Source organism: Mycoplasma sp. 3398, assembly GCF_053851555.1.
Map to the genome: position 1 here is coordinate 184,115 of NZ_JBSQAW010000001.1, position 15,358 is coordinate 199,472.

A 15,358-nucleotide genomic window follows, 5' to 3' on the forward strand; every position below is an offset into this window, starting at 1 on the left:
ATCTTTTATTATAGTTTTGCCTTTTTGCACAAGTATACTTCTTATAAATTTACTTATTTTTTTATTCTCAGTAATTCCGATGAACTATTTTGATTTTATTAAATTGTCATTAAATCTTTTTCTTTTATTTTAGTTAGTGAATTTATATTTTCAATTGATTTGTCTATCTCTTTTTGGATTTGGTCCAAATAATTCTTTTGTAGATCTTCTGACAGTTCTTTATCTGCTTTGATGTGTTTATTAATATCCTGGCGGATTTGTCTTATCCCCACCTTTGCTTGTTCAGCGATTTGATTTAATAACTTAGTCATTTCCATACGTTTTTCTGTTGTCATTTGCGGATAAATTAATCTTAATTGATGTCCCATATTAATAATAGTAATATTTAGTTTTTGGTCTATAAGAGTTTTTTCAACTATTTTTAGAATTGCCATATCATAAGGTTTAACTAATAATTCTAATGGGCCATTTGAACTTATTGAAGCTAATTCATCTAAATTCATTCACGATTCATAGTAATTAATTTTAATTTTATTAATCAAAGCGGGGTTTGCTTTTCCGACAGCAACTTTTAATGATTGCACTTCAAAATTGTCGATTGTTTTTTTAATATTCTTTTTTAAATCTTCTATATAAAAACTTAACTCCATAATTCCTCTATTTTTTATTAGCAATGATTGTATTTGGTATCTTATTTTCAATAGCTCTTAATAATGCTTCATTTTCATTAATATCAAAAACTATTATATCAATATTATTTTCTTTTGCCATTGATGCAGCGGTTTGATCAATAACCTTAAGGTCTTTTTCAAGCAATTCATCATAAGTTAATGTATTGAATTTAATTGCATTTTTATTGAATTTAGGGTCACTATCATACACACCATCAATATTGTTTTTACCCATTAATATTGCATCGGCTTCTATTTCGGAAGCATATAATGTTGAAGCGGTGTCTGTTGTAAAAAAAGGTCTACCAGTTCCGCCAGCAAAAATTACTACTTCGCCACTTTTTAGGTATTTTTTAGCCTTTTCATTTATATAAACCTCGCAAACCTTGGGATCTAGTGTTAATGAAGATAATACTCTAGTTTGTAATCCGTTATGTTCGAAACCTGATTGTAAGGCAAGTGCATTCATAGTCGTTGCTAGCATACCAATGTAATCAGCTCTAACTCTTTGAATACCATTTTTCGCAGCGCTTGTTCCTCTTCAAAAATTACCGCCGCCAACAACAATTGCAACCTCGACATTATTGGCAATAATAACTTTAAGTTGTTTAGCAAATTTTTCAACTAGTTCATAGTCAATAGCTAAATGTTTTTCTTTATTTGCTAATCCTTCTCCTGAAAGTTTTATTAAAACCCTTTTATATTTGTAAGACATTAAATAACTCCTCTAAAAAGTTTTACTATTTTTAAAATTATATATTTTTTAAAATTAATATAACTATTTTAACTCAACAAAATAAGTACTTTTAACCCAGTTTCTTATCAAGCAATATAAGTTTTTGCCTTGCTTTTTTAACAGCATCAAATGCGCCTGGTCTTGACATTGCCAACTCATCAGCAATTTCAGCAAAAGATAAATCTTCAATCAAATGGAGATATAGGGCTTGCTTTTGTGATTGTGGTAATAATTGCCCATATTTATCAAACAATTTAATAATTTTTTCTCTTTCTTCAATATCTTCCATTATTCATTTATACCTTTCATTAAACCATAAATATATGAATCAAGATCAAATTCGGCTAAATCGTCTATCCCTTCCCCTAAGCCTATGAATTTTACGGCTAGATCAATTTCATCTTTAATTGTTAATACAATCCCTCCCTTTGAGGTTCCGTCCATTTTTGTCAAAATAATTCCAGTTAGATTTGTCGCTTCGCCAAAAGCTTTTGCTTGTGAAATACCGTTTTGGCCAGTTGTAGCATCTAAAACTAATAAACTTTCATGAGGAGCGCCTGGTATTTTGGATTGCAGTACTTTATTAATTTTAGCTAATTCATGCATAAGGTTAATTTTGTTTTGCAATCTTCCTGCAGTATCAATTATTAGAACATCATAATTATCGTTTTTAACTTTATCAATTGCGCGATAAACAACTGCCGCAGGATCTGTTTCATTGTTAAGCGGTTTTACTATATCTGCCCCAACTTTATTAGCTCATATCTCTAACTGTTCAACGGCTGCAGCTCTAAATGTATCTGCAGCAGCAATTAAAACTTTTTTTTGTTCTTGAATTAACTTGTGAGCGATTTTAGATATTGAAGTAGTTTTACCAGAGCCATTAACACCGACAACCAAAATTACATTAATTCGGTTGTCTTGAACATTAAGACTTGTATCAATAATTGAATTAGAGGCATAGAAAGTAAATAATTTGTCTGCAATAATTTCATTAATCAATTTAGGGTCTTGAATGTTTTCGTTTTTAACTTCTTTTTTACATTCATTAATTATTATTTGAACTAATTTTATTGAAATGTCTGACATAATAAGTAATTCTTCGAGTTCATCAAAGAAATTATCATCAATTTTATTATGCCTATTTTGTATTTGTTTAATGCTTTCAATGAATGAGGAATTTGATTTAGATAAACCTGCTATGTAATTTTCTAATTTATTTTTTTTGTTTAATTCTTTTGCAAGATTTTTCTTTTCCTTACTTTCTATTTTAGCTTGTTTTTTTGCAATCCTTTCCTCTTTTGTTCCAAAAAGTTTATCTTTTAGTTTTGACCAGAAACCCATAATTTCTCCTATATGTTTTGATATGATTTTATCTATATATTTTATTATAAAAATTATAATTATGTTTTTAGTAAAATTAATAGATAAACTATGAATATTAAAGCAATTGAAAACGACAAGTATTTTAAACAAAAATATAACTTCAAATATCTTTTAAGGTTATCTTTTCCCATTTTTATTCAGACATTATTTTTTGCCACAGTCACCATTGCGGGATCATTAGCTGTCAGTTTTTATAATCGTGTTTATCATGCTGATGGGTCTTACAATGGCTATTATTTTTATACTTTTGCAAAGATATTTGTTGTATATAAAATAATAACCTTCTTGCCATTATTATTCCAACTTGGTGTTTTAGTTGTAGCATCCAACCTTTATGGTCAAGGAAAGCAAAAAGAAATTGCAAAGCTTCTTTGATCAGCTTTTTATTTATCACTAATTTTGAATGGCGCAATATATTTAATTGTATTTTTTAGTGCTCCTAAACTTTTATCACTTTCAGGCGCTAAAAATACTTTTATTATTGGTTGAAAAAAAGAAGTTGACTATAACAATTTTATAAGTAATTTAAAGAAATCTAACTTAAAATTAGAGCAGGTTTATCAACTTGATTTAAATCATAAAATATTTGTTGGTGGATTTGCTGATGGGATCAATTATATTCCAACTAATGTTGAAGTAGAAGTTAAAAATGAACATAGTTTTGCTATAAAATTTTTAAGAATTGGTACTATTGATATTTTTATAACTTCCATTGCTTTTATAATGAATTCTTCATTGCAAGCAATAAAGAAAAATAAACTTGCTATAATTGGCGTAATTGTTGGAACAATTGTTAGAACAATTTGAATTTTTATGATTCTATTTGTAATAAAAAATGCATTCCTAGCCTCACTTGAAATTATCATAGGTTCATTAATTAATATTGTGATATCTAGTATCTTAGTGAAAAAATATGTTGTCAAGAATCATAAAATTAAGTTTAAAGAAACATGGAATAATAAATATATTAAGGAAATTCTTAAAATCGGTTTCCCGATCTCACTAGAAACAGGGATTTGATTTGTTTCGCAATATTTATTATCCAAGGCTATTCCGGACGCTAAATTAAATGATAGGTTTATTGGTCTTTGAAGGGCTTTGAATAATATCTATGATTTATTTGCTGCTTATTTGCTAGCGTTAAGTTATGTTACCTCATCTGTTGTGGCAACACAAATCGGAAAAAATAAACTTGATAAGGCTAAAAAAATTGGTAATTTAGCTTATAAAACTGGTTTTATAGTTCAGCTATTATTCGGCATTTTGGGAATTATTTTAACTTACCCTTTGTTTAAAATATATTCAATAGAGACAAAATTAATAAACCAATATTGTTACATTTTAATGAGCGTTTTTGCGATTAAATCATTGATGGATGTGGGGCCATTAACAACATTAAGATCTTTGTGGGGAGCCAATGATGTTTGAATGCCTAATTTAATTTCTATATTCACAATGATTGGATTACAAACTAGTTTTGTATATATTCTAATTCTTTTTGGAAGCAATAATATAAGTCAAGAAATATTTTTAATAAGTTTAAGTTCTATTGCAATAATTGATCCATTATTTAGGACTTTATTATATTTGTTGCGCTGAAATACAGATGCTTGGAAGAAATTTGCAAAAAAACTTTAAAGCAGCAAATATCTAAAATTAAATTATTGATTTTTTAAAAAAAGAATTATTATGTTATGTTCATAGTATAAAATAAGCGTTAATATAATGGCGATGCACTATTTTTTTAAAAATATATAATGTGCAAATGTTATTTTTCGTGGATATTTTTTCACCTTTTTGGGGAGCAGCATAATATAAGCACCTTCTTTGTTATGCAATAGATAATAAAGATTAATGAATAATTTTTAAGAATTAATAGGCAAATAAAACAAGGTTATTTTTATATTGTTTCTTAATATTTAATTACGAAATCATATCGTTTAATAAAACAATCTTTAAGATTAAAATTTTAATGCTTATGATTAAATAAATCAAATATTTAATAAAGTTATGCCTAATTAATTTTAGATAATAGGTTTTAGCTTAAAATCGGAATAATTAAATAGTTTTTAATCCGAAAAACAAAAAAATAAATAAAAAAATCAGCCATTAGCTGATCAAAAATTATTTGATTGAATAGTGAAGATCATTGTTTTCTTTAAGCGCGTTAGTTAGTTGTTTTTTAACAGTATCATTTTCAATGGTTAATTCTACGCTATGAGCATCACTATTTTTTCCAAAGAAGAAAAACATTTTTTCTGAAACACGAGTAACATTTTTTGGTAAGTTAAGCATTCTAAATTCATTTAGCGCCAACGCCGAGTCTTCAATAGTGTTAATGTTCTTTAAATTTATTTGAGTTAATTTATTTTTAGCGAGAACACCAAAACTTAGTTTTTTTAGTCTTGTCGCGGCTTCGATATTGATTGAAGTTATTTGATTGTTATAGAATGCTTTTTCATTTATTTCTGCAATTGATGATGGTAGTTCTACTTTAGTTAATCTATTGTTTGCAAAAGCTTCCTCTTCAATTTTTGTTAGGTTATTTGAAGAAATATCAAATTGAATTTCTTTTAATCCTAAATTGGCAAAAGCACCTTTTTCAATAATTTCTAAACTGCTAGGAAGAATAATTTTTTCTATATTAATCTCATTTTTTTTAATATCAAAGATTCCTGGTGCAGCAAGAAATTCAGGAGCTGCATGCGATTGCTCATTAGTGTTTAAAAACAAACCATGTAATGAATTTCCTGAGAAGGCTCCAGCTGGAATAACCTTTAGATTAGTTTTGCTTAAATCTAGTGTTTTAGTATCTTTTTTATAGTTTTCTCTACCAGCCGTTCCTAAAACGAAGGCTTTCGCAAAATCATTCAATGATTCGCCTCTCGAACACGAAACAACAAGAGCAGTAGAGATGCAAGGAACAGAAATACTTGTTAATGTTAATAATATTTTTTTTGCTATCTTCATAATTAACTAATTGTATCATAATTTTATATAGAAGGGATGTTTCTGATAGATAAATATGCTTAGTATATAATTTAAATTATGAAGAATTTTAAACTTGTTTCTGACTATAAGCCATCTGGCGACCAACCCCAAGCAATTGATAAATTAATTCAGGGGTTAAAAGAGGGCAAAAAACATCAAGTTTTATTAGGCGTTACAGGGTCTGGTAAAACATTCACCTTGGCCAATGTTATTCAAAATAGCAATAGACCCGCTTTAGTGATTAGTCATAATAAAACTTTAGCTAGCCAATTATATAACGAACTTAAAGAACTATTTCCCGAAAATAAAGTTGAGTACTTTGTTTCATATTTTGATTATTATCGTCCTGAATCTTATTTGCCTAAAGATAATTTGTTTATTGAAAAGTCGTCTACAATTAATAAAGAAATTGAATCAATGAGAATTTCAGCTTTTAATTCATTACTCAATAGAAGGGACACTATTGTTGTCGCATCTGTTGCAGCAATTTATGGCGCTTTTAATCCACATGAGTACAAGAAATATTTATTAAATATTTATGTCGGAATGGGCATAAGCATCAAGGAAATAAAATATTCATTAGTACAAATGGGCTATCAAAATAAAAAGATCTATCCTGATATTGATTTTGGTGAATTTTCTGCATATGGTTCTGTCTTAACAATATGCCCTGGTTATAAGCATAATGGCCAAATAAGAATAGAAGTTAATGAAAATAATATAATTGAGAGTATTAAAATAATTAATTCTATAACTAAGGATGTTATTGAAATTATTAGCAGTACTACCATTTTTCCATGTACCACTTATATCATGAATAAAGATTGAATTCAAATGATATCTGCAGAGATTAAAGATGAATTATCTAGCCAGCTAGATTTTTTCAAATCGAATAACAAACTCCTTGAGTATGAAAGGCTAAATGAGCGTATTAATGCTGACATTGCTTCTATTGAAGATTTTGGTTATACAAAAGGCATGGAAAATTATTCAAGATATCTTGATCGTAGACTGCCGGGTCAAAAACCTTATACAATGTTTGATTATTTGCCAAAGGATGCTGTGATTTACATCGATGAAAGTCACTTATTATTACCGCAATTGGAAGGAATGTATCTCGGCGATAAATCAAGAAAAGATACTCTTGTTGAATATGGTTACCGTTTACCATCTGCTCTTGATAATAGGCCATTAAAATATGAAGAATTTTTTGAGTATGATTTTCCTCGCATTTATATGTCTGCAACACCAAGCAAAAAAAGAGAAATTGAATATGCTAATGGTGAGGTTATTACACAGATTATTAGGCCAACTGGGCTGTTGGATCCAGAAATCGAGATTATGCTTAAAGAGAATCAACAAGCCAAAATATATGATTTACTAAAATCGCAGATTCAAAGAAACGAAAGAACATTAATATTAACCTTGACAAAAGAAAGCGCAGAAGAATTTTCGGATTTTTTAAAAGAAAAAAAATTTAAATCAGCTTACATTCATCATGAATTAGAAATTTTTGAAAGAAATGCTATTCTAGCAGGCCTTCGCATGGGAAAGTTCGACGTTGTAATAGGAATTAATTTATTGAAAGAGGGCATTGATTTACCTGAAGTTAGTTTAATTATTGTTTTGGATGCTGATTTAAACGGATTTTCAAGAGATACATCTTCGCTTATTCAAATTGTTGGTAGAGCCGCAAGAAATGACCATGGAAAAGTAGTTTTCTTTGCTGATAAAGTTTCTGAAGCAATGAAAGAAACTATAGATGATAATTTAAAAAAGAGAGAAATTCAAATAAAGTTTAACAAAGAACACAATATTATTCCAAAAACAGTTATTAAACCGATTCCCAAAATTAATGTTGATCTTATTTTGAATTCTAAATTTGGTAATGATTATAAATTAAAGGCTAAAAAGTCATACATTAATGAATTAATTAGAGAGATGCAGCTAGCTTCAAAGAAATGAGATTTTGCAAAAGCTCAGGAAATAAAGGATTTGTTATTTGAATTAGGTTATGATTTTGATAAAAAATAGCTTAAATTAAAAACAAAAATTTATAATTTTATTTTTTTAAAATTTTATAGTAAATATTGCAAATTTAAAAGAGGGCAAACCTAAACTATATATCTCCTAGATGATATTTTTTATAAAGTAGTAAAATTTATATTATGAAAAATAAAAGCAAAAAGATGAAAATATTATTATCACTATGTGCATCACCACTTGTGTTGTTGCCATTGATTGCTGCAAGTTGCGGTAATAAAAATAATAATGATGTTGATCATAGCAAAAAGCCGGAAGAAAAGGAAAGCCAAGAAAAAGATAATGGAAATAATGACCAGGACTTAAAACAAAATCCTGAAAAAGAAAAAAAAGAAGAAGGAAATAAGGATACAAAGGACCCTGGCCAAGATAAGGGCGACGATAATAAAGAACAAAATAATGGATCAAGTGATTCTTCATCTACTCCACTACCAAAGAATCCTGGTGAAACTGAGCATAATAAAGATGATGAAAAGAAAGACAAAGAACCTTTGCAACCTGATCCAAGTGGCGACAATAAGGTTAAATATGGACATTGAAATATTTTAAATTTCACGGGTGATTTAACAAAACAAGAAAAGAAAACCAAAAGAATTGCTTATCTAGCAAAACAAGAAAATTTTGATGTTTTGGGCCTAACTGAGGTTGATAATGCCGATGGTGTTAAAAATATTGTTGATGAAATGAATAAATTATCAAGTTCAAATATGTATGCATACATAGCTTCAGAGAAATTGAAAGGCGATAAATTTGGACCTAATGTTGCAGAGCATGTAGCAGTTATATATAACACAAAAGAGATGGAACCAGAAGCATTTTCAAATGGCAAAATTGGCTATAGTTATACACAAGAATTCACTATTAATTCTAATAGTGAAAAGGCCCAATACGCTAGACCTCCCTATGGTATAAAATTTAAATATAAATTAAAACCAGATGTTAAACTAACTTTTGTATTCGATCATTTTGACGCTCCAGGGGTTTCTAGATCAAATAAAAAAATCGGTGAAAAAATAAAAAAAGGGGTTGGAACATTCGAATATAGAGAGGGCCAACAACTAGTTAATGTATTAGATTATTTTGATTCAATAGATGGACCTCAAAGCAATATTTTCTTTGGTGGAGACACTAATATAAAACACGGAAAACAATCATTTGTTTTTAGTACACTTGAAGGAAAATATAAGTCTGTGTTTGGTGACACCGACAAATTTAGCACATCACTTGGTACAAGCAAAAGATTCTCAGAACCATATGATAAACTTTTTTATAAAACCGATTATAAACTTGAAGAATCTGGCATCTTTGATATTTATAAAACAAAAGAGGATAGCAAACTTGTTGAAGAATTAACAAAATTGGGAATTGAAATTAGTCAAGATGAAAAAATTCGAAACGGTTCTGTGCTTTCGGATCATACTTATGTGTGGGCCGAGTTCCTAATTAAATAAAGCGTAGACCGCTTTATTTTTTTTAATTTCTTATAGAAATAAAAAAAGTTGCTAAAATTATTTTAATTAAATTCTTATAAGATTTCAATGAATAATTTTGATATGGGGGAATATGAACAAAATAAATTTTTTTGCACTAGGTGGATTGGATGAAAATGGTAAAAACTCTTATGTTTTGGAGATTAATGAAAAACTTTTTATTATTAATTCAGGAACTAAGGTGCCAATAAATTCGCATAACGGGATTGATACTTTAATTTGTAATTATGATTACCTTGTGAAAAGAGAGAAAGATATTGTTGGAGTGTTTATAACCGACGTTAAAAATGAATCATTTTCTGCTATTCCTTGATTATTAATGAGAATTCCCAACCTAAAAATTTATACAAGTCCATTTAATCGTATTGTTATTATGGATAGAATTTCAAAATATAATATCAATAATCATAGTTATGACGTAAAAACAATTAGCATGCCTATTGAATTTAATGATGTAGTTGTTACTCCTTTTGATCTAGCTGGTGGATTGATTGGACAAATAGGTTTTAACTTCGAATATAAGGATGGAAATATTCTCTTTATGGCAAATTTTGTTGATGGAGACTTGGGCCCTTATGGAAAAACTGATGTTCCTAAAATTAGACAAATTATCAATAATGGAAAGAAATTGCAGTTATTAATCTTAGATTCCGGGCATTCGAATTACCCTGGAAGAAGTATAGATAAACTTTGAATTTCAAAAAAAATTGAATATAAATTCAAGGAAACTCCCAATAACAAGAGAATAATAGTTGGTTTGTATGATGAAGATATGATAACAGCACACGAAGTTTTAGTTCTAGCCAAAAGATATAATCGTCCTGTTGTTACATATGGAAGAAATTATTCACAATTTATTAATTTAGTATCAAAAATTAATCCAGATCTTCAATTACCAGAATTCATTGATTATCGTGTTGCTAATGAAACAAAGAATGCGGTAATTCTTGTTACTGGCGCTATTGAAAGGCTATATTTAAGATTCATTAGAATCGCATCAAATAATGACGTTTATTTAAAACTTAGATCTGATGATGCAGTAATAATAATTGCGCCTCCTGTAAATGGCCTTGAAGTTAATTACGCATTGACATTAGATGAAATAGCCAGAAACACACCAAATTTAATTGAATTAAGCTCAGATCAGTATTATTCATGTAATCCTGCTAAAGAAGATATATACAATATAATCAAAACATTAAAACCAAAATATTTTATTCCTATACAAGGACTTTATCGTTATTTAGTGGTTGCATCTCATGTAGCGCGTGATGCAGGGATGAATTTTGGCAATTGTATAATTTTGCAAAATGGTAAAGTGGCAGAATTTTTAAACAATGAGCTTATATCTCAAAAACATTCTATTAAATCTGTTGGAGATACAATTATCGACGGTTTTGGCGTTGGCGATATTTCTCAGGAAGTAATTAATGAACGAGAAAATCTTTCGAGAGACGGAGTTATTGCAATAAGCACTTTAGTTGATTATAAAACCAAACAACCAATTGGTCAACTTCATATTTCTTCTTATGGGATAATCACTAAAGACAATAAAGAAACTATTACCTTAATTGTTAATGACATGGTTTCCAAAGAATTTAAGGATAAAAAGGCTAATGATATTGATTTAAAAGAAATACAGGAAAAATTACGGAAAAGTATAAAAAGAAAAATATTTAAGGTGCTATCAAAAGAACCAATGATTGTTATAACTTTATATGAAATTTAGAGGATAATATGGCATCAGAAGCAAATATTGAAAATGATACAAAACAAGAGCAAATTCCTAAAAAAATAAAAAGAAAAAAGACATATTTTTGATCCAAAGACAAACCTTTTATTTGGACTATGATATGTTTTATAGTTGTGTTTTTTACTGTTGTATCTTTTTTAAATGTTAAGGGCTTGACGACAATACATACATACACTTTTGGAATGTTTTTTGGTTTATTTTCTCCTATTTTTTTTCTATATTTGTTTTTTTTAGCAATTAAGAATATCTTTAAAATGAAAAACACATATTCTGTTGGTGTTTTCCATTTTAGCTTATGGCGGCTTTTGTTTATTTTTATTGCGCTAATTTTATTGGGTACATCAATTTACTATGCTAAATTGAAGCCGGCACCATATAATTCTAAAAATGCTTTTTTAGCAATATTTGATAAATGGTATTCTGATTTTAAGAATGAACAAAATTTATGATTGCCAAATAAATGAAATGCAGGTTTGATTAATTCATTTATATATGTGGCGATGGCTTTTCCTGGTAATAAGATTGGAATCGTTTTATCGTTTATCATTCCTATCATTATTTTGGTAATTAGCTTATGTTTCTTTTTTATTAGTGATTCAAAATTGAAGAAAATATCACCAAGAAATAAAAAGCTAAAAAGAGATATGGAAGTAAATAATCTTAATGCTAACTTAGATAAGAAAGATATTTTTTCTGAAGATAATGCCACCAGGGAGACAATACTGATTGATGATACATCAATAGCGCAAAGTCAAGAAGTATACATTCTTGATGATAGTGCCTTAAGTGATTCGAGAGAGGTAACTGCTGATAGTATATGTATAATTCCAGATGAACCTGATTTTAGCACGCAGGAATTTGAAGCTTCAATGTATGATGATCAAAATCGAGAAAATATTACTAATGGCTTAATTGATGAGCAAAACATTAGTACTCTAAATTCTGGTGATTTGGATATTAATCCGGCGGGCCTAAAAAAAATTGATGAGCAACAAAAAATATTGATTGATAAACAAGAAGAATCTGTTGTTTTAAAAAATGAGGAAGTTAATAAAAAAGAAAATATTTTTGATCAGGATGATCTAGGCATTGAAAAAAAGAAAGATTTTAAAATTAATAGTGCTTTTAATAATAAGAAGCAATATGAAAAGCCAAAACAAAACTTTACTTTGATAAAAGATAAAGAAGATCTATTTTAAGGAATAATTAAGATATGAATGCAAGTACTTTGGAACAAAACAAATTCAAGAAAATAGACTGAAATAAAATTTTTTCCAACCAGATTAATACTTTATACGAACCATTAGCATTTAATATTAAGCCAGCTCTTGATAAAATTTTTGAGGAAGAAGTCTATAAGAATAATGAAAACGAAATTAAAATTGTTGATGAAAATATTAATAAAATAAAAGAACTAGAGCAAGAAATTATCAAGAACAAGAAGGAAAACAAAATTAATTCTAGGAAATTTGTTAATGGTTTGATAATTTTTCTTTTCTTTTTAATAATAGGTTTATTTTTTATCCGTATCTTTAATAATAATAAAAAAACTATTAAAGATTTCAAAGAATTTAAAAGTAAAAAGCTATCTATTATTCAAACAAAAATAAATGAAAATAATAGTATACTAGCAACAATTTTTAATAAGTATTCAATGTTGGAATGAAAAAATAAAGTTTTAGCACTAATGGATATTAAAAAAATATATGGAATTTGTGAAAAGGAATTTAGTCCTATTTTTAATAGAGATGACTTTTACGGTTTTAGTGCGATAGAAAAATATAAAGTTAGAAATTCTTATTTTTATGATGTTTTATATAACATTGAAGAATGAAGAGATGTTGTAACACGAGGTGTTGGATATATTACTGTTAGGACTAAGGACTCGTGAGTAGAAGAAGCTGTTTATGCCTATCATACAGAGCCTACACCATTTATAGTGCCCATGCATACCTTAAATATTCCAACAAATTATCGTCCTGATCTAAGCTTTATTGAGACTCGAGAATATTTAAACGAGAAAGAATATAATAAGCTTTTTAGAAAAGGAGAATTTTTACTCGAAAGACCGGAATTTTATCAAAATTACAATTTTAATTATGATAATCAAATTGGTTTTATAGACTATTTTAAGGTTAAAACGCAAGAAAATTTTATTAACTATGCGCAATATTTTGGTTATCCAGGACCGTTATTTAGTAAGTATAAAAATAATATATTGCTTTCAAGAGTTTATAATGAGGAAAAAATCGGTTATTCCTCATTGCATAATTGGATGGGATTTTTATTTGATTTAAATAATCTGATTACTATTGGCGACATATATTCAAGAATGCTTTTAATCATTGCAAATAATTTAATACCTGTATTTAAGGCAATAACTAAGGCATACTTAAATCCAAATATTGCATCAGAAAAATATGAAAAACGGGGCGAGAGATATTTATCCGATTATGTTTATGAAGATGCTAGTGTTAGTGAGGATAAAACAGACTTTTTTAATTATTTTGATGTAATTAATAAAGCAATTACTGGAAATAAGTTTTCAATGAAAACAAAAGATAATGCTCGTGAATTATATGTTAAATATGTAGAACAAATTATTGATAGAGAATATAAGAAAGATACTGGAATAAAGCACTCAAATGCCCTTATTTTAAAGATTAGTATTGATTCATATTGAAAAGAGCAACTTATTGATGAAGTATATAAAAGTGGGATTATTATTAAGGTGCCATTTGAAAGGTTTCATTTATTTACAGAAGAAAAATTTATTATTTGAATTCCTTCTGTTTCCTTAAACGAAGATAATGATTTTGTATCATATGGTGATCTGTTTCGAGAAAATTCAATTTCAAATTCATTTATGGATGCAGCGAAATATACAGATAAATATTTAGCCTTTAATAAGAACTTGCATAATAATAGAAGTGATGAACTAGATGATTGTCTTTTGTTTGTTAACAGAATAAAAAAATCGCTTATTGCTAATAAAGATTATAAAATATCAATTGATAGTAACGGTACATATATTTATATAAACGAAAAAATTAGTGAAGATGAGATAAATAAAATTTTTGCTATGTTTAGATAGTATAATTATTTAATCATAAAGGAGGCCATATGCTATTTGATTCAAGAACACCTCAATCAAATGAAGGGTTTAAGCCTAATGTTGATAATTCAATCAAAATTCCACAACCAACTAAAGGTGAAAGAACGTTATTTATAATTTTATGTATTATAACAATCGGAATAATACTATTAGTTGCCATTCGCAAAAGAAATGAACTACTTGAAAGAATGAATAGAATTCAAGAGGCATCTTCTCTTATTCAAGCGGCTGAAAAGAAAAGAAGAGCAACATTGATTAAACAACTTGATGTTGTTAAAGGATATGCCGAATATGAACAATCAACTCAGAAAGAAATAATTAAACTACGTTCACAATTAGTTGACATAGAGGGAGAAAAAGACGTTGCAAAAGTATCAGATACGTTAAATTCAGTTCAAAGAGCAATTAATATTCAAATTGAACAATATCCAAATCTAAAAGCTGATAGATCATATCTTCAATTTCAAACCGAAATTGCTATTCAAGAAGATGAAATTTATGCAACTATTAGAAACTATAATGCTCAAGCAAGAAGTTTTAATGCTGAAATTTATAAATTTTGAACAAACATTGTTGCTAATAAGAACAATATTTATAACCAACCACTATTTCAAGCCAGTGAAGTAGAAAGACAAGATGTTGATACTAGCAGTTTAACAGGTGCATTTAAATAATAAAAATATCAAAACAAATCAAACACGGTCAAAAAATCCAGACACACTTGTGCCCGGATTTTTTAAAATTAAATTTAATCATGTGCGATAGCCAAATATAAAAGAACAGATTAGATCTTTTTAAACAAATAAGGGATTGCGCCCATGGCATTTAAAAGCGGTATTTAAAAGAAGCTAGCAGCTTTAAAATATAAAAAAATATGTAAAAAATATATATTTTAGCAAAAGGTAATTTAATATAAAAAGTGGCAAAGTCCTAAAAAAGGAACTGGTTTCAAAAAGGCCAAGAACTAAAAAATAATAACAATTTACGAAAAGTAGGAGAAGAAAAGGATTTAAATTTTGCACTTGTTGATTATGTAAAGATAGAGATATGTTAAAAATTGTAGTTACTGATGTTTTTGTATATTAGAATACTAAAAAATATATTAATAAAGTTGTGTTTATTTGCATTTTATTCCTTAAAATGAAAAGAAAAATATCACTTGTTAGGCGGAAC

At 27.9% G+C, this 15,358-nt stretch carries 12 protein-coding genes; 7 read left to right on the top strand and 5 right to left on the bottom strand.

From position 1 onward, the window contains the following. Positions 1 to 98: 98 nt before the first annotated feature. The 4 genes from ACWXVK_RS00680 to ftsY all read right to left on the bottom strand — a co-directional run bounded on the left by ACWXVK_RS00680 (position 99) and on the right by ftsY (position 2,751). Complete coding sequence (locus tag ACWXVK_RS00680; RefSeq protein WP_438340511.1) at positions 99 to 650, bottom strand: ribosome recycling factor; 552 nt, start codon at positions 648 to 650, stop codon at positions 99 to 101. Between the two features lie 7 nt (positions 651 to 657). Continuing rightward, complete coding sequence (gene pyrH, locus ACWXVK_RS00685; RefSeq protein WP_438340512.1) at positions 658 to 1,386, bottom strand: UMP kinase; 729 nt, start codon at positions 1,384 to 1,386, stop codon at positions 658 to 660. A 91-nt stretch (positions 1,387 to 1,477) separates the two neighbouring features. After that, a complete protein-coding gene (locus ACWXVK_RS00690) occupies positions 1,478 to 1,696 on the bottom strand; it encodes a sigma factor-like helix-turn-helix DNA-binding protein (protein WP_438340513.1) in 219 nt (72 codons plus the stop codon). Then, entirely contained in the window at positions 1,696 to 2,751 is a 1,056-nt protein-coding gene (ftsY, locus tag ACWXVK_RS00695) for a signal recognition particle-docking protein FtsY (protein ID WP_455994436.1), read from the bottom strand. Before ftsY ends, ACWXVK_RS00690 begins: the two co-directional genes overlap by 1 nt. Positions 2,752 to 2,841: 90 nt before the next feature. Here ftsY and ACWXVK_RS00700 point away from each other — a divergent pair, with 90 nt between their 5' ends. Further along, positions 2,842 to 4,431, top strand: coding sequence for an MATE family efflux transporter (locus ACWXVK_RS00700; RefSeq protein ID WP_456016913.1), 1,590 nt, complete (start codon positions 2,842 to 2,844; stop codon positions 4,429 to 4,431). A 486-nt stretch (positions 4,432 to 4,917) separates the two neighbouring features. On the opposite strand, the gene ACWXVK_RS00705 is transcribed toward ACWXVK_RS00700, so the two are convergent. Next, positions 4,918 to 5,763, bottom strand: coding sequence for a leucine-rich repeat protein (locus ACWXVK_RS00705; RefSeq protein ID WP_456016915.1), 846 nt, complete (start codon positions 5,761 to 5,763; stop codon positions 4,918 to 4,920). Between the two features lie 78 nt (positions 5,764 to 5,841). Here ACWXVK_RS00705 and uvrB point away from each other — a divergent pair, with 78 nt between their 5' ends. The 6 genes from uvrB (at position 5,842) to ACWXVK_RS00735 (ending at position 14,859) form a co-directional block, all read left to right on the top strand. Beyond that, complete coding sequence (uvrB, locus tag ACWXVK_RS00710) at positions 5,842 to 7,818, top strand: excinuclease ABC subunit UvrB (protein WP_438340517.1); 1,977 nt, start codon at positions 5,842 to 5,844, stop codon at positions 7,816 to 7,818. A 134-nt stretch (positions 7,819 to 7,952) separates the two neighbouring features. Then, positions 7,953 to 9,278, top strand: a complete 1,326-nt coding sequence (locus ACWXVK_RS00715) for an MnuA family membrane nuclease (RefSeq protein ID WP_456016916.1) — start codon at positions 7,953 to 7,955, stop codon at positions 9,276 to 9,278. A 112-nt stretch (positions 9,279 to 9,390) separates the two neighbouring features. After that, on the top strand, positions 9,391 to 11,046 hold the full coding sequence (locus tag ACWXVK_RS00720) for a ribonuclease J (protein ID WP_438340519.1): 1,656 nt from the start codon (positions 9,391 to 9,393) through the stop codon (positions 11,044 to 11,046). Between the two features lie 278 nt (positions 11,047 to 11,324). After that, positions 11,325 to 12,269, top strand: a complete 945-nt coding sequence (locus ACWXVK_RS00725; RefSeq protein ID WP_456016917.1) for a hypothetical protein — start codon at positions 11,325 to 11,327, stop codon at positions 12,267 to 12,269. 14 nt (positions 12,270 to 12,283) lie between these two features. After that, on the top strand, positions 12,284 to 14,164 hold the full coding sequence (locus tag ACWXVK_RS00730; RefSeq protein WP_456016919.1) for a hypothetical protein: 1,881 nt from the start codon (positions 12,284 to 12,286) through the stop codon (positions 14,162 to 14,164). A gap of 29 nt (positions 14,165 to 14,193) precedes the next feature. After that, complete coding sequence (locus ACWXVK_RS00735) at positions 14,194 to 14,859, top strand: LemA family protein (RefSeq protein WP_444704914.1); 666 nt, start codon at positions 14,194 to 14,196, stop codon at positions 14,857 to 14,859. Positions 14,860 to 15,358: the final 499 nt, after the last annotated feature.